Origin of the sequence: Flavobacterium cellulosilyticum (genome assembly GCF_004349355.1) — a bacterium.
In the GTDB taxonomy this organism is placed as follows: Bacteria; Bacteroidota; Bacteroidia; order Flavobacteriales; family Flavobacteriaceae; genus Flavobacterium; species Flavobacterium cellulosilyticum.
In genome coordinates this window covers 188,523-212,133 of record NZ_SMFK01000004.1, presented here as the reverse complement: position 1 = coordinate 212,133, position 23,611 = coordinate 188,523, and the positions used below count along the sequence as shown (strand labels likewise).

The 23,611-nt window shown below is 32.4% G+C and carries 18 protein-coding genes and 1 pseudogene; 16 read left to right on the top strand and 3 right to left on the bottom strand.

Going from position 1 to position 23,611, the window contains the following annotated elements; genetic code table 11:
- The first annotated feature begins 12 nt into the window (after nucleotides 1–12).
- The 7 genes from E0F76_RS09190 to argH all read left to right on the top strand — a co-directional run bounded on the left by E0F76_RS09190 (nucleotide 13) and on the right by argH (nucleotide 6,819).
- Nucleotides 13–1,209: a glutamate-5-semialdehyde dehydrogenase gene (locus E0F76_RS09190; protein ID WP_132004591.1), complete on the top strand. Its 1,197-nt coding sequence runs from the start codon at nucleotides 13–15 to the stop codon at nucleotides 1,207–1,209.
- Nucleotides 1,210–1,356: 147 nt separating this feature from the next.
- On the top strand, nucleotides 1,357–2,118 hold the full coding sequence (gene proB / locus E0F76_RS09185; RefSeq protein WP_132004588.1) for a glutamate 5-kinase: 762 nt from the start codon (nucleotides 1,357–1,359) through the stop codon (nucleotides 2,116–2,118).
- A 67-nt stretch (nucleotides 2,119–2,185) separates the two neighbouring features.
- Complete coding sequence (locus tag E0F76_RS09180) at nucleotides 2,186–3,136, top strand: N-acetylornithine carbamoyltransferase (RefSeq protein WP_132004585.1); 951 nt, start codon at nucleotides 2,186–2,188, stop codon at nucleotides 3,134–3,136.
- Nucleotides 3,126–3,911: an acetylglutamate kinase gene (gene argB, locus E0F76_RS09175; protein ID WP_132004582.1), complete on the top strand. Its 786-nt coding sequence runs from the start codon at nucleotides 3,126–3,128 to the stop codon at nucleotides 3,909–3,911. The genes E0F76_RS09180 and argB overlap by 11 nt, the downstream gene beginning before the upstream one ends.
- Nucleotides 3,912–3,954: 43 nt before the next feature.
- Nucleotides 3,955–4,299 (top strand): cupin domain-containing protein, encoded by a 345-nt coding sequence (locus tag E0F76_RS09170; RefSeq protein WP_132004579.1) that lies wholly within the window; start codon nucleotides 3,955–3,957, stop codon nucleotides 4,297–4,299.
- Nucleotides 4,300–4,354: 55 nt separating this feature from the next.
- Entirely contained in the window at nucleotides 4,355–5,422 is a 1,068-nt protein-coding gene (locus tag E0F76_RS09165) for a M20 family metallo-hydrolase (RefSeq protein WP_132004576.1), read from the top strand.
- Nucleotides 5,423–5,538: 116 nt separating this feature from the next.
- Nucleotides 5,539–6,819, top strand: a complete 1,281-nt coding sequence (argH, locus tag E0F76_RS09160; RefSeq protein WP_132004573.1) for an argininosuccinate lyase — start codon at nucleotides 5,539–5,541, stop codon at nucleotides 6,817–6,819.
- A gap of 105 nt (nucleotides 6,820–6,924) precedes the next feature.
- Here the strand turns inward: argH and E0F76_RS09155 are convergent, their stop codons facing one another.
- A complete protein-coding gene (locus E0F76_RS09155; RefSeq protein ID WP_132004570.1) occupies nucleotides 6,925–8,523 on the bottom strand; it encodes an energy transducer TonB in 1,599 nt (532 codons plus the stop codon).
- Between the two features lie 35 nt (nucleotides 8,524–8,558).
- On the bottom strand, nucleotides 8,559–8,948 hold the full coding sequence (ytxJ, locus tag E0F76_RS09150) for a bacillithiol system redox-active protein YtxJ (protein ID WP_132004567.1): 390 nt from the start codon (nucleotides 8,946–8,948) through the stop codon (nucleotides 8,559–8,561).
- A 281-nt stretch (nucleotides 8,949–9,229) separates the two neighbouring features.
- On the opposite strand from ytxJ, the gene clpB reads away from it, so the two are divergent.
- From clpB to E0F76_RS09135, 3 genes are all read left to right on the top strand, one after another.
- Nucleotides 9,230–11,836, top strand: coding sequence for an ATP-dependent chaperone ClpB (gene clpB / locus E0F76_RS09145; RefSeq protein WP_132004564.1), 2,607 nt, complete (start codon nucleotides 9,230–9,232; stop codon nucleotides 11,834–11,836).
- A 386-nt stretch (nucleotides 11,837–12,222) separates the two neighbouring features.
- The gene (locus tag E0F76_RS09140) at nucleotides 12,223–12,612 is read left to right on the top strand and encodes a group I truncated hemoglobin (RefSeq protein ID WP_132004561.1); all 390 of its coding nucleotides are present in this window, start codon (nucleotides 12,223–12,225) and stop codon (nucleotides 12,610–12,612) included.
- Nucleotides 12,613–12,967: 355 nt separating this feature from the next.
- Complete coding sequence (locus E0F76_RS09135) at nucleotides 12,968–13,765, top strand: DUF1853 family protein (RefSeq protein ID WP_132004558.1); 798 nt, start codon at nucleotides 12,968–12,970, stop codon at nucleotides 13,763–13,765.
- A 313-nt stretch (nucleotides 13,766–14,078) separates the two neighbouring features.
- Here E0F76_RS09135 and E0F76_RS09130 read toward each other — a convergent pair whose 3' ends face one another.
- The gene (locus tag E0F76_RS09130) at nucleotides 14,079–14,945 is read right to left on the bottom strand and encodes a helix-turn-helix domain-containing protein (RefSeq protein WP_132004555.1); all 867 of its coding nucleotides are present in this window, start codon (nucleotides 14,943–14,945) and stop codon (nucleotides 14,079–14,081) included.
- A gap of 93 nt (nucleotides 14,946–15,038) precedes the next feature.
- Here E0F76_RS09130 and E0F76_RS09125 point away from each other — a divergent pair, with 93 nt between their 5' ends.
- The 6 genes and pseudogenes from E0F76_RS09125 (at nucleotide 15,039) to E0F76_RS09105 (ending at nucleotide 23,602) form a co-directional block, all read left to right on the top strand.
- Nucleotides 15,039–15,401: a DUF983 domain-containing protein gene (locus E0F76_RS09125; RefSeq protein ID WP_132004552.1), complete on the top strand. Its 363-nt coding sequence runs from the start codon at nucleotides 15,039–15,041 to the stop codon at nucleotides 15,399–15,401.
- Nucleotides 15,402–15,663: 262 nt separating this feature from the next.
- Nucleotides 15,664–16,369: pseudogene (locus tag E0F76_RS09120) on the top strand (SulP family inorganic anion transporter); the annotation flags it as partial.
- 311 nt (nucleotides 16,370–16,680) lie between these two features.
- Entirely contained in the window at nucleotides 16,681–16,803 is a 123-nt protein-coding gene (locus E0F76_RS19850; protein WP_281275275.1) for a hypothetical protein, read from the top strand.
- 796 nt (nucleotides 16,804–17,599) lie between these two features.
- A complete protein-coding gene (locus tag E0F76_RS09115) occupies nucleotides 17,600–17,881 on the top strand; it encodes a hypothetical protein (RefSeq protein ID WP_132004549.1) in 282 nt (93 codons plus the stop codon).
- A gap of 790 nt (nucleotides 17,882–18,671) precedes the next feature.
- Entirely contained in the window at nucleotides 18,672–22,670 is a 3,999-nt protein-coding gene (locus E0F76_RS09110) for a non-ribosomal peptide synthetase (protein ID WP_132004546.1), read from the top strand.
- A 332-nt stretch (nucleotides 22,671–23,002) separates the two neighbouring features.
- Complete coding sequence (locus tag E0F76_RS09105; protein WP_132004543.1) at nucleotides 23,003–23,602, top strand: nitroreductase family protein; 600 nt, start codon at nucleotides 23,003–23,005, stop codon at nucleotides 23,600–23,602.
- Nucleotides 23,603–23,611 lie beyond the last annotated feature (9 nt).

Sequence of the window (23,611 nt, the reverse complement as noted above, 5' to 3'; positions counted from 1 at the left end):
TAAAAAATAAAGATGAACACCTTATTATCCATAGAAAAAAGAAATGCCGTTTTAACTCGAATGGCTGTACTTCTTGAACAAGAAAGAGCGATCATCAAATCGGTAAATCAACAGGATATGACCAATTATTCTGGTGATGATTTGGCTATGGAAAAACGATTATTGGTCGATGATGCTAAAATTGACGGTATGATTTTGTCGATGCAACAATTAGCGAGTCAGGAAGATCCTGTTGGTGTAGAGAGATTCCATTTCACTCACGAAAACGGAATGAAAATCACCAACAAAACAGCTGCTTTTGGAACAATAATGATCATTTATGAATCGCGTCCGGATGTGACTGTTGAAGCGGGTGGAATCGCTTTTAAATCGGGAAATAAGATTTTACTAAAAGGTGGAAAAGAATCTTTATTGTCGAATTTAAAAATTGTTTCCCTTTGGCATCAGGCTTTAGAAGAAAATAATATTTCGACCAATTGGGTGGAATATTTGAATTATAATCGTGTTGAAACTCAAGCGTTTTTAGAAAACCCAACCCAAAGAGTCGATTTGATAGTACCTCGTGGCGGCGAACAATTGATAGCTTTTACTAAAAAGCATGCCACTTGTCCTGTGATTGTTAGCGGTCGTGGCAATAACTTTGTATATGTAAATGCTGAAGCCGATGTAGAAAAAGCAATAGCGATTATCATCAATGGAAAAACGACTAATATTGGAGTATGCAATGCATTAGACAAGGTTTTAATTGACACGAACTTACCTAATTGGGAAGTTTTAGCAAAACAACTAACCACCGAATTACAGAAATTCAACGTGGAAGTTTTAGGAGATAAAGCTGTAGCAAAAGCTACTGGGGTAAAAGCAATAGAAAACGAGGAAATTTGGTACGAAGAATTTTTGAATTATAAAATTGTTATTGGAACTGTAAATTCAAACGAAGAGGCGATTGCAAAAATTAACAAATATTGCGGTGGTCATTCGGCTTCAATAATAACAAAAAATGATGCTCTTGCCCAAGAATTTATGGAACAAGTAGATTGTGCCGCAGTATATCAAAATGCTTCAACACGGTTTACCGATGGTGGACAATTTGGATTAGGTGGCGAATTAGCTATTAGCACTGATAAATTACACCAACGAGGACCAATTGGTTTGCAACATTTGGTTACAAATAAGTGGTATATTTACGGAGAAGGACAAATAAGGTAGTGATCAGTTTTTAGTGATCAGTTCGAGCGCAGTTGAGAACATTTTTAAGTAATTTATGATTGTTGATAAACGATTTTAGATTGCTGATTTAAAACACGAAACAGTAAAATATATAAATAATACTTTGTGACCTTTGTGGTTAAAACTATGACAAAAAAAAGAATATTATTAAAAATAGGTAGCAATACATTAACCAAAGAAACCGATCATATTTCGAGAGGAAAGATTGAAGATATTGGCATTCAAATAGCTGCTTTACAAGACGAATACGAGTTTATAATTGTCAGTTCAGGTGCGATTGCTGCTGCCAAACAATTTGTAAAACTAGACAACCATGATAAAGATGTTTTTGTAAAACAAGCCTTAGCTTCCATTGGTCAACCTCATTTAATGCGGATTTACCACGAAAACTTCAGAGATTTAGGTTTGCATACGTCACAATGTTTGCTTTCCTATTCTGATTTCGAAAAAGAGAAAACCAAAGACAATATTGTCAATACGATAAATGTATTGGTCAAAAATAGCTATATCCCAATCATCAACGAAAATGATACTGTAGCAACTGATGAAATCCAGTTTGGAGACAATGATAAATTAGCTGCTTTAACAGCAGTTTTATTGAAAGTTGATATTCTAATCATCGCCACAAATACGAATGGAATATACACCAAAGCTTCTATAAATAATGAAAATCCCGAAACTATTGCTTTAGTTACTGATTTAGAATTATTAAAAAAAGAAATTGGAGACTCAAAGTCATCGCACGGAACTGGTGGAATGCAATCCAAAATTGAAGCCGCAGCAATTGCCAAAGCATCAAATATTGAGACTTGGGTAGTAAACGGAATGAAAGATAATTTTATATTGAAAGCATTAAATAACAAAATCCCATTTACCAAGATTGTATAGTATGTTACTTTGGTTAATTTGAGAACAATTAATCAATTAAACAAATAACCGAATAAACTCTAAAACAATGAATTACATTTCTATAAAAAACATCGACAACTTATCCCAATGGGTGCAAGATGCATTAAAAATCAAAAAAAATCCACTTAAAAACAAAAAACTTGGAAAGAATAAAACCTTAGGTATGTTGTTTTTTAATCCAAGTTTAAGAACCCGTTTGAGTACACAAAAAGCGGCTTTGAATTTAGGAATGAACGTGATGGTTATGAATTTTACCAACGAAGGTTGGACACTCGAATTTGAAGATGGAGTCATTATGAACCAAGGGGCTTCAGAACACATTAAAGAAGCTGCAGAAGTAATTTCTCAATATTGTGATATAATTGCTATCAGAGCATTTGCAGGTTTAATAGACAAAGAAAAGGACAATGCCGAAACCGTAATGGCTGGTTTTTTAAAACACGCCACAGTGCCGATTGTAAATATGGAAGGAGCCACTGGTCACCCACTACAATCCCTTGCTGATGCAATTACAATGGAAGAACACAAAACGCCTCACAGACCTAAAGTAGTTTTAACATGGGCACCTCATCCTAAAGCATTACCTCAGGCGGTAGCTAATTCATTTGTAGAAATGATGCAAAAGCAAGAAAACATGGACTTTGTGATTACACATCCTCAAGGTTACGAACTAAATCCTGAAATTACCAAAGATTCTAAAATTGAGTACGATCAAGATAAAGCTTTTGAAAATGCTGATTTTATTTATGCCAAAAACTGGAGTAATTATAACGAATATGGTCAAATCACAAATGCTGATTCAAACTGGACCGTTACAGCCGAAAAAATGGCATTGACAAACAATGCCAAATTCATGCACTGTTTACCAGTTCGTCGCAATATGATTGTGACTGACGAGGTGATTGACAGCGAAAATTCGATTGTAATCGAACAAGCTAATAACAGAACTTATTCCGCCCAATTAGTATTGCAAAAAATATTGAACAATGTCAAATAAAAAACCATTATCTATTATAAAAATTGGTGGAAACATCATTGATGATGCTACAGAATTGGCTAATTTTTTAGCTGACTTTTCCAAGATTGACGGCAATAAAATCCTTGTTCATGGTGGTGGGAAATCAGCAACCAAAATGGCAAAAAGTATTGGTCTAGTTCCTCAAATGATAGAAGGACGAAGAATCACTGACCAACCCATGCTGGATGTCGTTGTGATGATATATGCCGGAGAAATCAACAAAAACATCGTGGCTCAATTGCAAGCCAATAACACTAATGCTATGGGGTTTTCAGGAGCCGATGGAAACTTAATTCAATCGACCAAAAGAAATCATCCTACTATTGATTATGGTTTTGTTGGAGATGTCAAAAAAATCAATACGCCTTTGTTACAAACTTTAATTTCGAACGGAATTGTTCCTGTATTTTGTGCGATCACACATGATAAGAACGGACAATTATTAAATACCAATGCAGATACTATTGCCAGTGAATTGGCTATTGCTGCTTCAGAAGTATTTGAAGTAACTTTGAATTATTGTTTCGAAAAAGCAGGTGTTCTTACTGATGTAGAGGATGAAAATTCGGTAATACAACAAATCAATTCTGAACTTTATGCGCAATTAAAAAAAGAAGGTGCTATTCATTCCGGAATGATTCCAAAATTGGATAACTGTTTCAATAGCTTGTCCAAAGGGGTTCAAAAAATACGAATAGGTCATCATAAAATGTTAAAAGACAACAATGCAATTTGCACAAGCATAGAGTTATAAATACGTACTACCCTGACAGGGTTATATAGAATTATAAAAGCTTATGAATAAAGTAATTGACAAAGAAACAGCAAAACATTACTTTTGGGGAGAAAATTGTAAAAGTTGGATTCTTGCAGATTCTGAAGGACTATCTGTAAAGCAAGAAAATATGCCAAGCGGAACAAAAGAAAAATTACATTTTCACTCAAAAGCGCAACAATTTTTTTACATTTTAAAAGGAACGGCAACTTTTTATTTAAATGATACCATTGAAATTGTTAAAGAACAAAAAGGCATTTTGGTTGATGCCAAAACCAAACATTATATTGCCAATGAAACTGATGATATACTTGATTTTCTAGTCATTTCTCAACCAACAACAAATAATGATCGGACAATAATTTAAAAACTTTGCGACTTTGTGCCTAGCGGAAAAAACATTGTGGTAAAACTAAAAATATATGAAAAACCAAGAAATACTTACAAAAGAAGCAATCCAATTATTAAAAAATCTGATTGAAACCCCTTCCTTTTCAAGCGAAGAAGATCAAACAGCCCTTTTAATCGAAAATTGGTTTACACAAAATAACATTACATTCGAAAGAGAAAACAATAACATTTGGGCTTTCAATAAATATTTTGACAAATCCAAACCAACACTTTTATTGAATTCTCATCACGATACGGTTCGTCCTAATCAGGCTTATACAAATGATCCTTTCAAAGCGATTGTCCAAGACGGCAAATTACATGGTTTAGGAAGCAATGATGCTGGAGGTTGCTTGGTTTCACTAATCGCAACATTTACTCATTTTTATGCTTTTAAAAATTTGCCTTATAATATCGTAATCGTAGCATCCGCAGAGGAAGAAAGCAGTGGTAAAAATGGATTGAATAGTGTTTTAAAACATTTACCAAAACTAGAATGTGCAATCATTGGCGAACCCACTTTAATGCAACTCGCAGTAGCCGAAAAAGGACTTTTGGTACTAGATGTTAAAGTAAAAGGAACGGCAAGTCACGCCGCTCATCAAAACGAAGACAATGCTATTTATAAAACAATTCCAGTGATGGAATGGTTTAAAAATTATTCGTTTGAAAAAATATCAGAACAATTAGGTCCAGTTAAAATGACCGTAACCCAAATAAACGCTGGAAAACAACACAATGTAGTTCCATCTGAATGTGATTTAGTCGTTGACATTCGAGTTAATGATTGTTACAATAATATCGAAATTTTAGAAACAGTAAAAGCAAATGTTGTTGCCGAAGTAACTCCTCGTTCCATGCATTTGAATGCTTCATCTATTCCAATTTCTCACGGATTAGTGCAAGCTGGTATCGCATTAGGTAGAACCACTTATGGTTCCCCCACGCTATCAGATCAATCCGTATTATACTGTAAATCATTAAAATTAGGACCTGGTGAAAGCTTGCGTTCGCACTCGGCAAACGAATTTATTTACCTCAACGAAATCGAAGAAGGCGTTGATTTATACATAAAAATATTGACTGACTTTTTGAAATAAAATTCCAATTTAGGACTTGCGGAATTTAAAAAATAATAAACAAATTGTAGAAATAGTAGGTTTCAAATTCATTCATTTGAAATCTAAAATTTAAAATTTAAAATCTAAAATTGATTATGAAACTTTGGGAAAAAGGAATACCAACTGATAAACAAATCGAACATTTCACTGTTGGAAACGACCGCGAATTAGATTTAGTTCTGGCAAAATACGATGCTTTAGGATCTATTGCTCATGCTAAAATGTTGGGACAAATTGGGCTTTTAACAGAAGTAGAAACAGATTCTTTAGTTTTAGCTTTAGAAGCTATTATTATTGATGTCGAAAAAGGCGATTTTGAAATCGAGGATAGTTTTGAAGACGTTCATTCTAAAATAGAATACCTGCTAACCATAAAATTGGGCGATGCTGGAAAGAAAATCCATACCGCTCGTTCTCGTAACGACCAAGTTTTGGTTGATGTAAACTTATACCTTAAAGATGTCGTAACCGAATTTAAATCTCAGGTACGAACTCTTTTTGACTTGTTGATGGAATCAGCGGAGCAACACCAAAACGTATTATTACCCGGTTACACCCATTTGCAAATCGCCATGCCCTCTTCATTCGGAATGTGGTTTTCCGCTTATGCCGAAACCTTGATTGATGATATCACGATGTTGAATGCAGCTTTAAAAATAGTCGATCAAAATCCATTAGGTTCCGCTGCGGGTTACGGAAGCTCCTTCCCTATCAACAGAACATTTACAACGGAAGAATTAGGATTTGAAACTTTAAAATACAATTCGGTTGCAGCACAAATGAGCCGTGGAAAATCAGAAAAAACAGTCGCTTTTGCCATGAGTAGCGTGGCTGCAACTTTGGCTAAGTTTTCTATGGACGTGTGTTTGTATATGAGTCAGAATTTTGATTTCATTACTTTACCAGCGCATTTGACTACCGGTTCAAGTATTATGCCGCACAAGAAAAACCCAGATGTTTTTGAATTGATTCGTGGAAAATGCAACAAAATTCAAGCCCTACCATACGAAATTACTTTAATCACGAACAACTTGCCAAGTGGCTATCACCGTGATTTGCAATTATTGAAAGAAGGGTTGTTTCCTGCTATTCAAAACCTAAGAGCGTGTTTGGATATTGCCATTTTTTCTATTAAAGACATTAAAGTAAAAGACAATATCTTAAACGACCCAAAATACAATTACCTGTTTACAGTTGATACCTTAAACGAAATGGTAGTTGCTGGAATGCCATTTAGAGATGCTTATAAAGCCGTAGCCGAACAATTGGAAAACGGAACCTATACTTCTCCAAAAGAAACCAAACATACACACGAAGGAAGTATCAACAACCTTTGTTTAGAGGAGATAAAAGAGAAAATGAATCAGGCTTATTAGTAGCTTTATTATAATTTTAAAGCCAATAATTTAGGAATTATATTAGTTTAATTCCTGAATTCTTGGCTTATCTTTTTCCTATGTTAGAACAAAAGTAGTACCCGTCTATCTAAATCCTCCCACTCTTATCGTATTTTGTTGCATCATCATTTGCTGTTGTTGCATCATCATATTATTTAGGAACCAAAAGTTGTAATAATTATTCCTGTAAATAGAAGTGGTTATAATAGAGAAATCGATTGGAAATATAATTTCTTGTTTCACTTCTTTTCCATCAACTTTCGCAGGTTTCCAATAGGCTTCCGTTTTAAAAAAACTGAGAAAATCTAAAGTCTCTTTATCAACTGCTTCGTCTAATCCTTTTATGATTTTAATTTCAGATACCAATCCAGTTGGTTCCACTATACATTTAACCAAAACAAAACCATGAACATTATTATGTAAAGATTCTAGCGGATACCTTAAATCTTCTTTAGCCGATTTTTGCAAACTATTAAATTTTCTTATTTCAGCATTATTTTCGCAAAGCTGATACATTTTTTCACCATTTGAATCTATAAAATAAGCAGTTTTAAGTTTTTTATTTTCGTATTCATAGGTGATTTTTTTACCCGAAACAGGATCTGTAAACTGTTCACTTCCGGTCCATTTATTATCTAATAAATTAACATTGGCGTCGTCATATACTTCTCTATAAACTAGTGATCCATACTCTAAAATTTCATAAACTCTATGGATTTTACCATTTTCAAAGTATTCGATTCCCGCCTTTGGTTTATTATTTTTAAAACTAATCTTTTTTCTAACTTCACCATTTGGATAATAAAACATGAAATCTCCTTGCTTATTATGTGGATAAAATGAAGTAAAATCACCTTCGCTAATTTTCACATTGTTTTTAAAAAAAGTGATTAAATGAAAAACAGAATCATGAACTGATTCAATTTTGGAATAATACTCACTTTCGTTTTGGTTATTCGTTTCGTCTCTAGAGGAATTATAGTAAATATGCTGTCCTCTGTAGAATAATTTTCTGTACTTATAAATCTTCAACATTGATGGTATTTTCCCTTCAATGTATTTTCCTTGATCAATATACTCTTTAAGAATAGCATCGTCTCCAAAAATTTCAGTGGCTAAACTTTTGAACTTATTACTACCTGATGGAAAAGTAACAAAATCAGATGACTCTGATTTTTTAACTATATAACTATTATATGTATTTCCATTAGGGCCATTAGCCGTAAACTTATAAAACTTCATTCCACCAATATTCTCAATATTAGCAGCAAACTCTCCTTTTTTGGAAATTTTAGCTCCAAAAAGACCAATTATTTCTACGTTTTTTACAACCGAAAAAGTGTCGATTCCAATAATATATCCTTTTGTTTCATCTGCTTGAATAGACTTCTCAATATCATCTTCACGCAATTTAAACTTCAAATCACGATCATTTTGAGAATATTTCAGTAGTCCATTTACTTTCCTACCATTTTCATCAAAATAATAACCTTGGGCAAAATTCTGACTTGCTTCATAGCTTACTTTTAGAGAAATTTTGGGTTCATAATCAAAATCATAATACCCATTAATGATTTTTTTATTGTAATCAATATAACTCCCAATTTGATAATTAGGGATTAAATTCTGTCCGAAAGAGTTAATAGAAAGGGAAATAATTAAAAAACAAAAAAGACTTTTCATAAGTGAAATTATAGCTTAATAATACATTCAAAAAATTACAGCTTTCCTTTCAATTCTTCGGCATTTATAGCATCGTGCGAAACATCATACGCTGCTTTTCCTTCTTTAATTAAGACTAATTGCGGTGATTGATGGTACACATTGAAACGACTTGCAATTGCATTTGAAATATCACGATACTCTAATAAATCCAAAAAATAAGCATCGACATTATTTGTGGTATCAAATTCATTTTCGAATTGCTTTAATGCAAATCGACTAATGCTACATCTCGTACTGTGTTTGAAAATAAAAACTGGTTTGTCCTTTGAAAAGGCGATAATTTCATCCAGTTGTCCCATAAAAGTTAAAGGAATCCAATTGATTTTTGATGTTGAAACATTTAGGTCTTCAGAAGATCCAAATATAGATGAAAATAAGCTCATTTTGTCATTTTTTAAGTCATTTTGTCTCTATAAACACCAAGTTTTCAGACATTTTGTCGTAACTTTAGTGATGGAATACCTTTTGACGATTATTAGCCAAAGGTAGTGATTAGACCTTAGTCAATAGCCATTAGTATCCATTTTTTAGAAAAAAAATATCGGGTTTAATTAACGTTTATATATTTTATTCTTTAAAATTTAAAACTAGGACATTACAAATGGTTATCGTCAAATGGGCCAATCACTAGTAACCAATCACTAATTACCTAAAATAAAAAACAATGAACATCAATAAATTCACTATCAAATCACAGGAAGCCATTCAACATTCGCAACAAGTAGCGCAAAGTAACGGCCAACAACAAATAGAAAATGAACATGTTTTTAAAGCGATTTTTGAGGTGGATGAAAATGTAGCGCCTTTTATTTTGAAAAAACTAAATGTAAATGTTCCCTTGTTCCAACAAATTTTAGACAGTACTATTCAGAGTTTTCCCAAAGTTTCTGGAGGTGAAATAATGCTTTCCAGAACAGCAAATACCACTTTGAATGAAGCAGAAATTATCGCTAAAAAAATGAACGATGAATTCGTTTCCATCGAACATTTAATCCTAGCTATTTTTGGTTCAAAAAGTAAAGTAGCCCAAATATTAAAAGATCAAGGAGTAACCGAGAAAGGATTGAAAGCAGCAATCGACGAATTACGAAAAGGGGAACGAGTAACTTCTGCCTCTGCTGAAGAAACATATAATTCTTTAAATAAATACGCCAGAAACCTCAACGAATTAGCAAAAAGCGGAAAACTAGATCCTGTAATTGGTCGTGATGAGGAAATTCGAAGGGTTCTGCAAATATTGACACGTCGTACCAAAAATAACCCTATGCTCGTTGGTGAACCTGGTGTTGGTAAAACTGCCATTGCTGAAGGTCTCGCCCATCGTATTATCGACGGCGATGTTCCTGATAATCTGAAAGACAAAATCATATTCTCACTCGACATGGGAGCCTTAATTGCGGGAGCCAAATACAAAGGAGAATTCGAAGAACGTCTAAAAGCAGTTATTAAAGAAGTGACTTCTGCGGAAGGTGATATTGTACTATTCATTGACGAAATTCACACCCTTGTAGGTGCTGGAGGTGGCGAAGGCGCCATGGATGCGGCCAATATCTTGAAACCGGCTTTGGCTCGTGGCGAATTGCGCGCAATTGGAGCAACCACATTGGACGAATACCAAAAATATTTCGAAAAAGACAAAGCACTCGAAAGACGTTTCCAAAAGATAGTTGTCGAAGAACCCGATACCGAAAGTGCCATTTCTATCCTTCGTGGAATCAAAGAGAAATATGAAACCCATCATAAAGTCCAAATTAAGGACGAAGCCATTATTGCTGCTGTTGAATTATCGCAACGCTATATCAGCAACCGTTTCCTTCCGGACAAAGCCATCGATTTAATGGATGAAGCGGCTTCGAAACTGCGAATGGAAATCAATTCCAAACCCGAAGAACTGGATGTTTTGGATCGAAAAGTAATGCAACTCGAAATTGAAATCGAAGCCATTAAAAGAGAAAAAGACGAGAGCAAACTTAAAATCTTGGGAATGGATTTGGCCAATCTCAAAGACGAACGCAATACCATTTATACCAAATGGAAATTAGAAAAAGATGTCGTTGATAACATTCAGGCTGTAAAAACAGAAATCGAAGATTTTAAATACGAAGCCGAACGTGCCGAACGCGAAGGTGATTACGGAAAAGTAGCCGAAATTCGTTACGGAAAAATCAAAGAAGCACAAGAACGATTGGATGTGTTTCAAAAAACGTTGGCCGAAGATCAAACAGATGGAAAATCCTTGATAAAAGAAGAAGTCACTCGCGAAGATATCGCCGAAGTGGTAGCCAAATGGACTGGAATTCCAGTAATGAAAATGCTACAAGGCGAAAGAGAAAAACTCTTGCATTTAGAAGCTGAACTACACCACCGAGTGGTAGGTCAGGAAGAAGCCATTGAAGCGGTGAGTGATGCCGTTCGCCGCAGTCGTGCAGGATTACAAGATATGCGAAAACCAGTGGGAACCTTCCTTTTCCTTGGAACAACAGGAGTTGGAAAAACCGAATTGGCCAAAGCCTTGGCCGAATACCTATTTGACGATGAAAATGCCATGACCCGAATCGATATGAGCGAATACCAAGAACGCCACAGTGTAAGCCGATTGGTAGGTGCGCCTCCAGGATATGTAGGTTATGACGAAGGAGGACAATTGACCGAAGCCGTGCGCAGAAAACCTTATTCTGTGATACTATTAGACGAGATCGAAAAGGCACATCCCGACACTTTTAATATTTTGTTGCAAGTTTTAGACGAAGGACGATTGACGGACAACAAAGGACGATTAGCCGATTTCAAAAACACTATAATTATCATGACTTCGAATATGGGAAGCCAGATTATTCAAGAGAAATTTGATAATCTAAAAGGAAGTATCGAAGCCACCATCGAAGCTGCAAAAGTCGAAGTGCTGGCGTTATTGAAACAAACCGTACGTCCCGAGTTCATCAACCGTATTGACGAAATCGTGATGTTTACCCCTTTGTCTACCGAAAACATCACCAGAATTGTAGGATTGCAACTGAAATCAGTAACCAAAATGCTGGCACAACAAGGCATCACACTTGACGCTACACCAGAAGCCATTGCTCATTTGGCCGAAAAGGGTTACGACCCACAATTTGGTGCTAGACCTGTAAAAAGAGTGATTCAAAGAGAAGTTTTGAATCAGTTATCCAAAGAAATTTTGGCAGGAAAAATAAAAGCCGATAGCATCATTTTACTCGATTCCTTTGACGGGGAATTGGTTTTCAGAAATCAGAGTGAGTTGGTACATTAAACAATTCTTACTAAGAAACCCTGTCAGAGTTTTGAACTCTGACAGGGTTATTAAACAACACCAGTCGAAAGATTGGCGTTTTTTTTTTGCAAATATATTCTCTCTATCTTAAAAAATAGATTTTACCATTAATTTTAAAAATGTTTTTGTACATTTATAAAATATTGATTTACATCTGTTTATATCTAAACCTATTCTTCTCCTCCCCAATTTCAATAATCAATATCTGCTACTAATTGCTTGCTTTTGAATTATTTTGATTGATTAGCAAAAAGCATAAATACCTAAATAGACCAATTTATTTTATGTTTTTTGAGCCATTTTTTTTATATAACATTTGAAAGTACCTAAAACGATTATTAACTATAATTTAAAATTAAATCAAAATGGAAAATAAAGAAAAACAACAAAGTCTTTTTGAGCGTCTGGGTGCTGTAGATGGAATAACTGCAATAGTTGATGACGTTGTAGAAGCTCATTTTTCGAATCCAGACATAAAAGCTCGATTTCTACCTTTAAAAAGCGATCCAACACATTTTGCAGAAGTTAGGCAGCATTTGATTAATTTTTTTATCATGGGAAGCGGCGGACCACAAAACTATTCTGGTAAGGACATGCACACCGCCCATGTAGGAATGAACATTAGTCAAGGAGAATACATGAGCACTATCGACGACATAATGGGAGCACTTGACAAAAACAATATTGATGAACAATCCAAAAAAGATGTTCTTGCCATCCTTTATTCCTTAAAAAGCCAAATGGTTGGTGTATAAAACCGGGATAGTATAGTAAGATAGTACATAAATTATAAGGTACCCCTTTGCCAAAGTTCAAAAATGGGGCAAGTTGACAATTACACCAGTCGAGAGATTGCTGTTATTTTTTGGAGCAGAAGGATGGGTTTTTCAGGAGAACTTCCCTCCCGCTCTACAGCATCTTGTATGCCGAACACCGGCACAAAAGGATACTTGTTTCCATCGGGGTTTATTTTATCATTTCACTTTCGCTCAGGTATGACCAACAATCGCTAGGACTTATAAACTGACACAATTAAAAAGTCAAATACTTATTTATTGCTGTAATTTTATAATTTGTAGTATCTTCCATAAAACAGTAACATAACAATAAATGAACTCTAAATCGAGAATAGCATCCATTCTAAATGCGAAAAGTCTAGGCAGTTCAGTAACCGGCTTTCCAACTTTTGAATTATCTGATTTACACATTCAAAAAGAATTGGATTTTATCTTGCCTACAAACATTCGTTTGGGGCATTTGGCTGAAAAAATAGTTTCTCGGTTGATTCAATCATCCTTAAATTACACCCTAGTTTATGAAAACGTTCAGATACTCGAGCATCAAAAAACCATTGGTGAAATCGACTTTATCATTGAAGACATCAAGAAAAAACAAATCCTTCATTTAGAATTGGCCTATAAATTTTACTTATTTGATCCCAATATTTCTTCAGAAGGGATTCACAACTGGATTGGTCCTAATAGAAATGATTCTTTAATTGAAAAATTAGACAAATTAAACACCAAACAATTTCCTTTACTATATCATCCTTGCACTGCTTTACAACTTGAAAACATTGATGTAAAAACTATTTCTCAAGCTTTGTGTTTATTAGTTTCCTTGTTTGTTCCTTATGATTTTAAAACGAAACTAGATTCTGATTATCAGAAAGCCATTAAAGGATATTATTTCAATTTTGAGACTTTCAACAACCTTGATACTTCCGATAAATTATACTTTTTACCCCCAAAAACAGCATGGGGAATTGATCCTTCAGAAAATAAAATTTGGAGCGATTACAATAATATCAAGGAGCAGCTAAAGAAAAGTATTCATGAAAAACAAGCACCATTATGTTGGCAGCAGCATCAAGGAACTTACATGGAGTTTTTTATTGTTTGGTGGTAGTAAGTTTAGGTGAAACCGATCGATCAGATATGAAATAGATATTCTCGATTTCTGTTAGCGCAGAATTGAGTTTTGTGCCCAAAAACGAGAGCAAATAATTAGAATTTAAAAAAAACCAATTGGAATAGGAACTAGTGATGTTACTCAACATAATGGAGATTCCTACGGAATGACAAACTAGAACGCATATTAAAATGTAAATCTAAAGTCTAACGCGAGCGTCACGCTCGTGACCACAAACATAAGCAAAGAGCATTTAAATTAAATATGGCATACCCTAAATTAAAAAAAAGTTAAATATCCTTTTTAGAATTTAGAAATGCGATTGCTTTTTGAAATTTTGTGGTGTCAATCCGGTGTACTTTTTAAAAACTTTGGTGTAATATGAATAATTCGCAAAACCCAATTCATTGGCAACCTCGTTAATTGGTTTTCCTTCGACAGAAATCAGTCTTTTACTTTCTAAAATAATCTTACCATAAATAAAATCAGTCAAAGTGATGTTTAAAACATCTTTACAAATTCTATTAAGATGTTTTAAACTCACATTCATTTTATCGGCGTAAAAAGAAGCTGCTTTCTCTTGCTTAAAGTGATTGTCCAATAAATTTTCAAGTGCATTAATCTTAAGGTTGTATGGATGAACGGTATGCGCATTTAGAGAAATATAGATTCTTGCCAACTCTATTAAGATACTATCTATAGTATTCAACAATTTATCTAGCTTCTTGTACTCGTTTTTTATGTTCTCATCAATCAAGATATCAAAGTATTTTTTGAGTTCCCTTGCTTGTGTTTCATTTAAGAGTATTTCAGGCGAATTTTTTGAACTTCTAAAAAAAGGATACTCTTTAATTCTCTTGTTACCAAAGTATAAATTGTAAATTTCTTGCGAATAAAAAGCAATATAACCATCAATTTCTTCTGAGAGTTGCCAACTATGAACTTGACCTGGCTTTAATATATAAAAACTCCCAGGCTTAATTTCAAATTGGTCAAAATCAACAATGTGAAGTCCCGTTCCTAATGTAAAAAACACCAACAAATAGAAATTATGGCTATGCGTATTTTCAATAAAATCATGATGTATCAAGTGGGATTTAAAATCATTGATGTACAAATCATTTTCATTTGGCTTGCAATTGAATTTCTTTATTTCATAAACAGGATGCTTTTCCATAAATCAAAATGTCTTTATAGTACCATTATAGGCGAATATAAGAAAATTTTATAAAAAACATAAATTATACATTTGCTGGATAAAAATAACATTATGATGAATACAATAAAACAAATAGCAAAAAACAAATGTCCAAATTGCAACAATGGAAAAGTATTTAAAGAAGGAAGTTTTTTTCTCAGTTTTAGTTTTATAAAAATGCACGAATATTGCAGTCATTGTAAGTTTAAATTTGAAAAAGAACCAGGATATTTTTTTGGAGCCATGTTTGTCAATTATGCATTAACTGTTGGCGAAGGAATAGTAACTTATTTGGTAGCACATCAATTTTTTGATAAAACTTTCGATTTAAGAATAATTCCTATCATTTCCTTTGTCATTATGGTATTGTGTTTTGTAAATATTCGCTTGTCAAGAATGATTTGGATCTATATGTTTAAAAACTATTCTCTGTAAAATAAACAACTACCTAACTCAAAATTTTCTTTATAAAAAAAAGGTATAATCTAGTTTTATAATTTGTTTCGCCTTTTCGACTCGATAAATTTCGAGACTCGTGTTTACTTTAATCGAAATAACACAAAAACCCACTCAGCAGCTTTTGTTTTTTATCTTACCACATAACCAATACCATTCCCAATGTTACCCCAAAAAAAATGCAGGATCAACTTATCCTTTAAAAATCAGCAGTGATAGTACAAAAAAAGGCAAAGCAAACATGAAAAAAATATTAAAATTAGATTTTCCCCATTTTAAAGGTGACTTATTCGGAGGCATTACTGCAGGCATTGTAGCATTAGCTTTTGGTGCAAGCTCAGGTTTAGGACCTAGTGCTGGTTTGTACGGTGCAATATTTGTCAGTTTTTTTGCCGCCTTATTCGGAGGTACAAATACTCAAATTTCAGGACCTACAGCTCCCATGACAGCCATAAGTATGGTGGTTATTGCTGCACTAATAGCAACTAACGAAGGAGATGTAATCAAATCATTACCTATCATTCTTACCGTTTTTTTATTAGCAGGTATGATTCAGATAGCATTAGGCTTATTTGGTATTAGGTAAATATATAAAGTACATTCCTTTTCCTGTTGTTTCAAGGTTTATGACCGCGATTGGAGTAATAATCTTAGTTACACAAATTTTGCCTTCTTTAGGTTATTACCCAAAAGAAGATAAAAGATATGTTGATCAATATAAACCGTTTGCAGAGGAAGTAATCTTAAAAAATATTCTAAAAGAGGGGGCCAATGACAAAGTATTGGTATTAGAAGATTTCAAAGAAACAGTTTCACGAGCTGGACAAATAAGCCAAGAGCAAATAGTAATAGAATCTCAAACCTTAGCTGGAAACGATTCGTCTGGAGTTATAGGAACACTTAAGGTTTTACCAAGAGACTTACAAAACATCAAATGGCAAAGTCTCCATACATAAAAACCATCACACCTTAGTATAGCATTTTTTTTAAAGCGAGTATTTGTTGCCTTTTAGAACAACCACGTAAAAGAGAGACCTCTCCACTTCAGTTGAATTGTTATTTAGAAACCAAAGTGATTTGATCAACTCGCTTAATTGCCCTATAAATATCTTTCCGAATTTAGACCATTGATACTATTTTAAAAAGTAAATTTTGTAACTTTATTCAAATAATATATAATAATTACGCAATTTAAAATCCCGAAATTCACATGATTAAATTCTCGTGATAAATAATTAAATTTAAAAAACTTAATATTATGAATAACTTATTTAGAGGACTTTTAGCCGGTTACGGTGCGAAAAAATTAGGTGGCGGATGTTTTGGAACTATTATAGTCTTTATTATTCTTTGGATGTTGCTAGGTCAATGCAGCAACTAGCCTAATTCCAAGAAAAATTTCAGACGTCCAATAAAAATACTAACTTTTTTGGAATCGTTAGCGCAGTTTTATAAAAGAGCGATAAAAACTGACAAAGTAAACTTTGACCAGATACGAGAGCAAACAATTAGATATTAAATACTACAGCAATTTTTATTAGATTTAATATAATATCCAATTGACTCAAGCACTTTTCACAAAACTGCACTACTATTTTTATGCATCGACCTAATATACCTTTTTCGCTGAATCTGCTATACCCAGAGAGAAAACATTTAATTGACAAAAATACTTCTTTAGTATAGTCAAACTCTTCAAATTGACACATAAAAAGTTGGTGTATCGTTTCGATGAGGGGTTTTACTATTATTTTTCTTTTTTAAGTAAAAAAAGACTATAAAAACTGTTTACTTATTGATTATAAGGACATTAACACAGTTTAGCTTCGAATTAAATGTGTGAATATTGATACTTTAATACAACATTATATAACAAGTAAACAGTTAAATTATTAGAAATTTGTGTTAAAACTATGTCAAATAATAATTTAAAACCAAAATTAGATCCTTCGAAAAAAACCACATAGAAATTAATTTTAATAGTTGGTCACAATCCTTAATTCTACTATTTTGTTGTTTTTAAAACAAATAGTTAAATGTAGTTCAAAATGAATAAAGGATTCCCTAAAAGCTAGTTTTCAAAACTATTTCTAACAGAAGATAGCATAGAATTTAAATAGTATGGCAAAATAAAAAATACTAGAAAAAGATTACCATAAATCTTAAATTACAATAAAATGAAAAATAAAGAAAATTTTCCCAAAGCAGCAAACGAGCAATTAGAAAACAAAGATGGCTATCCAAAATATCCTGAAAATGAAGCTATTTATAACAAATTTGACAAAGAATTTGACATCAATCCAGAAAATATATCTAAAAAAAAGCCAACCAAAATCATTGATGAAGATCCAGAATGGAACGAAATAGATATTGATCTGGAACATCCAGGTGCAGATTTAGACGTATTAGGTTCTGAATTTGATGATGAACAAGAAGTCATAAAAAGACGAGGAAAATAATTATTGTAAAATCGGAGGAATCGGTCATAATAAGATAGAAGGTGATAACCAAAAACGAAATCATTAAAAATACACATTTGGATAGATCTGTATAATGCAGATAGTATGGGGACCTGGACAAAGAAATACACTTATCAATCTAATATAACAACAATTATTTTAAATACTTTACATATATCCACTAATAATAAAATTCATATTTTCAAAAAATTCTTTCAAAATTTACTTAATAATGAATATATTTAAAAAAATAGCTATAAAATGTAGTTTATCGATAAAATACGCATTACATCGGTTTTATATTCAAAAAAACATTATATTTGTAATATTAAAATGAATCTGTTTTTTATGAGGAATTTAATATTTAGAGTATTGAATATTAACGAAATAATATCAATATTTTTTTTATAAAAAATGTATTAATACATTGCGTAAAAGTTATTATATATTAATAGAAATGAAAATGTGCTTTTTAGCTGAAATTGAACTCAAAATTAAACTTCTTATAGTAAAATCAATTAACTATAAGAAATCAGTTCGTAAAACATATTAACAAGTTTTGATTCAAGTTATTAATCTATTGATAAAGTAGCTAATTATTCGTTTTCTCCTATTTAGTAAAAAGTAAATTTGAGAAATTTAAAATAGATTTCCATACAAATATGTTGTGGATTCCAATTAAAGACATGAAATACAACGATTTAATCATTAAATTATGTTAATACCAAATCAATAATTAACTCATATTAAGCATACCAAAATAAAAAATTTCCCTAATTTTTACATCAAAATGAAGAATCAATCACAAAATCTAAATAGGACTCCATTTGATTCGTTTTCTAATGAAATTGAAAACACCATACACACAACAAATTCACAATTAGAAATATGGACGGATTGTATGATTGGGAGTAGTGATGCAAACAAAGCTTATAATCTGTCTTTTACCATTAAACTCAAAGGAAAACTAATTTTTAATGCATTCGAATATGCCTTAAACACTTTAGTGTTTCGTCATGAATGTTTGAGAGCTAATTTTAGTACAGATGGAAAATATATGAATATATATAAGAATCTTAAAATCGAAATCTCACATAATAACATTTCTCAACTTTCAGCGATTGAAAAAGAAAAAAGTAAAGAAATAATTATTGACGAAGAAGTTAATTCCCTTTTCGACCTTGTTAAAGGCCCCTTATTTAAAGTCAAATTTATTAAAATAGATGAGTTAGAAAACCTATTGATACTGACATATCATCATATTATTGGTGATGGTTTAAGTATAAATATAATATTAGAAGAACTTAGTTTACTTTATTCATCATTTATCAATAAGACAGAACCAAAACTAACAACTCCAGAACGCTTCAGTGAATATGCAGAAAAAGTAAATTCGTTAAAAGTCAGTAATGAATATAAACAAATCGAAGACTTTTGGATTTCAATTTATAAAGAATCAGTTCCTATAATTCAATTACCTATAGATTATTCAAGACCTCCATTACGCACTTATAACAGCCAACGACTTGATTTACCTATAGATCCAATCCTTATAAATTCATTAAAACAACTTGGCAATAGCACAGATTCAAGTTTAACTACAACTTTACTAGCCGCATTTGAGGTGTTTTTATCTAAACTTACAGGACAAAAAGAATTAGTTATTGGATCTCCTATATCTGGAAATAGAAGATATGATATGAGATATTTAATAGGCGATTGTGCAAACCTTCTTCCTTTACGAAGTACAATAAACACAAACATTAGCTTCATAGAATATTTAAAACAACGAAACCCCCAGCTAATAGAAGCCTATTTACATCATCAAGTTAGTTTTGGTCATCTCCTTCAGAAATTAGATGTGGTTCGAGACCCATCTAGAGTTCCAATGGTGCCAATAACATTAACCGTTGATCTAAATCATGGTTTAAAAAGTGAATATTCATTTTTTGGACTCACACATGAATTTAAAATAAACCCTAGAAAATACTCATCGTTTGAACTACAACTACACGTTTTTAGATCAGAAAAAAGCCCTGTTTTTCAATGTTCCTATAATTCTACATTATTCAAGGAAGAAACTATAAAACAAATATTGATTTCCTTTGAAGAAACTTTAAACAAATTAATAGCCATTCCTAACACCCCTCTAAAAGATCTTTTTAAAGGGGATTATTTAGCGAATTATATTTCGCTAAATAATACAGATACCCCTTATCCAAATATTTCATTATCTGAATTACTAAGTCAACAAGCTGAAATTTCACCTCAAAGTATTGCTATTGAATATAATGGCACCAAAATATCTTACCAAGATTTACACATTAAAGTAAATCAATTTGCACATTACTTAGTTGCTCAAGGTGTTCAATCTGGTGATTATATAGCAGTTTCATATCCACGGAGTCCTGAATTGGTTTATTCTATATTGGCAATTATTCAATGTGGAGCTGCTTACCTTCCATTAGATCATGAATATCCAATTAAACGTGTAGAATTTATGATGGAAGACTCACAAGCAAAATTTTTGCTAACAAGCAAAGCTTTGTCTTTATCATTACCGAAATGTTCTAATACTATATTAATAGATGATGCAATGGCATCATTACATCAATACCCCGCAACAAAACTTCAAAGATTTGTAAATCCAGAAAACATATTATATCTTTTGTATACTTCTGGTTCTACAGGCAAACCAAAAGGAGCTAAAATATCCAATAAAAATGTAGTCAATCTTCTTAGTTCTTTTGTTCATGAGCCTGGAATAAATGAATCAGACAGAATTCCATTTATCTCTACAATTTCTTTTGATATCGCTAGTTTTGAATTATTTTTCCCATTAATAAAAGGCGCAACATTAGTATTACCTGACCATGAAACATCAAGTGATGGTAGACTGTTATATGAAATGCTAGAAAAGGAAAAAATCACATTAGTTGTCGGCACGCCTACTACTTATCAAATGCTTATAGATGCGGGATGGTCTAAAAAATTACCTTTAAAGATATTATGTTGTGGTGAACCTCTACCTACTAATCTTGCAAAAGAACTTATTAATAGGTGTGATGAACTTTGGAATTTGTATGGACCAACCGAAGTAACCATCTTTTCTTCTTGTAAACATATTAAGAACGAAGAAACATTAATTTCCGTTGGAGGTCCCATTGCTAACATGCAATATTATATAGTTGATGAACACATGAATCTTCTACCTCCAAACGCCATTGGCGAAATTGCAATTGGAGGATTTGGCGTGGGAAAAGGGTATTTGGGAAGACCAGAATTAACAGCCGCAAAATTTATTCCGAATAAGTTTTCTAATAAAAAAGATGACATTATGTATCTTTCAGGAGATATAGGAAAACTACTCCCAACCAATGAAGTAGTTTGCCTTGGTCGAATAGATCATCAGGTGAAAATAAGAGGGCATCGTATCGAAATTGGGGAAATAGAAAATGCTCTAATGTCTCTTGATGGTATAAAATCAGCAGTTGTGTTAGCTAAATCTGACCTACTTATTGCTTTTATTATAGCAGATTCTGACGTTTTTGATGATCGCAATCAAATTAGTATATGGCGTAATGAATTAGCATCACAATTACCAATATATATGGTACCGCATAATTTTCATATAATCGATAAAATGCCTACTACATTAAACGATAAAATAGATCGTAAGGTATTATTAGAATATAAATCCGATACTAAAAATAAACAAGAATATACTGCCCCACGCACAAATGAAGAAAAGCTAGTAGCTACAATTTGGCAAGAATGCTTCAATCTAGAAAATATTGATATTTTTAGTACCTTTTTTGAGATGGGCGGACATTCGATCCTGGCGGTAAATATTATGATTAAAATTGAGAATGAAACTGGTAAAAGAATTCCTCTTTCTGCATTATTTGAACATTCAACGGTCGAAAAATTCGCCAAATTATTAAATATCGAAAACGACATTCCTTCAGATTATTTAGTACCTATTAAACCAAACGGTAGTAAAATACCTCTTTTTATAATTCATGGGGGGGGGCTTAATATAATAAATTTTGCACATGCAATAAACCATTTGGATGATGATCAACCAGTATATGGTTTTCAAGGAATTGGACCTAATGGTTTTGATAATTGGTTTGAATCCATCGAATCCATGGCGGCTTGTTATTTAGAATCAATTATAAAAATAAATCCAAAAGGTCCATACGCATTAGCTGGATTCTCCTTTGGAGGTATCGTTGCTTTTGAAATAGCTCGCCAATTGAAAGATCAAGGTAAGACAGTAAGTATTATTGCTGCATTAGACACTTATGTAGATTCTTCTTATTATAGTGCAACTCCTATTCAAAAAGGACTAGCAAGATACTATGATCGTACTTATAGACGATTAGTTTTTTTAAAGGAAATACTCACGAGTTGGGAATCCTTAAAATTGCGTTTTAGCTCGAAAAAAGAGTATCTATTAAAAAAGTATTTTGGGCAAAACAATAATATGACAAAACAAGAATTGATAGCACTTGAAAAATTTATTGAAGCTGATGGTATGGTTAATAAAATTGTTAATCGCTACCAACTAATTCCTCAGGATTTTGAAGTGGATTTATTTCGAGCAAAAGATGATAAGGAATATAAATTAGATCCAGGACATTTGGGATGGAAAAAAGCAGCATTAAAAGGAGTTAATATTCATAATATAACTGGTAATCACCTTAGTATTGTTGAACCACCAAACGATAAAATTTTAGCGGGTATGCTTCAAAATCTTTTGGATAAAAGACATATTAACTTCTAATATTTATAATTATACTAGTAAACTTGCTTGAAGCAGACCCCAGAGGTATTGGTAACCAAAGATTTTATACATTTTTATGTCCGAATTTGTGAATTAAGTCTTAGAATAATTGAAGCACAAAATTAAGGAATTACACCCAAAGATTTTAAATTTAATTATTCTACTTACAAACAGATCTATTATCCGTGACTATTTCGCCGTATTAACTCTACTGGCTTAGTATCCTTTGCAAAATAATGTTCGTTAAAAACAACAATCAAATTGTAAAATCCATGGATTACCTTAACTTTGTATCTATAATTGATCCTTTAAAAAGAAAAAAAAATAAATCTATGAATATTTTAGAATTAATAAAAAAAAGATATACAGCAAAGACATACAATTCTGTCAAAGAAATACCACTAGATAAAATTGAAGATTTGAAAGAGATTTTACGACTCACTCCTTCTTCTATAAATATTCAACCCTGGAAATTCACATTTGTACAAAATCAAGAAATTAAAGCAAAATTAGCTTCAGTTTCAATGCACAATGAAGAAAAAATAAACCAAGCTAAACTATTAGTTATTTTTAGTGTAGTAGATGACTTTGATGCTTTTCAAAAAGTGGTTGATCACGAATTTTCAAATACAAGCAGGAATTGGTACAACCAAATTAAAGCCAGTATGCCAGAAAACGATTTGAAAATATGGTTGTCCAAACAAGTGTATATCGCCTTAGGAGTTGGCTTGACTGCCAGTATTGCATTAGGATTAGATTCAACAGCAATGGAAGGAATTGAATCCGATAAATACATGGATATTCTTAACATGTCAGCATACAAACCTCTATTTGCAATGGCAATAGGGTACGGTTCGGAAGACGATTTTAACCGAATTGAAATTACACCAAAATCTAGAAGGTTACAAGAGAATGTAATTGAAACTATATAATATATACCC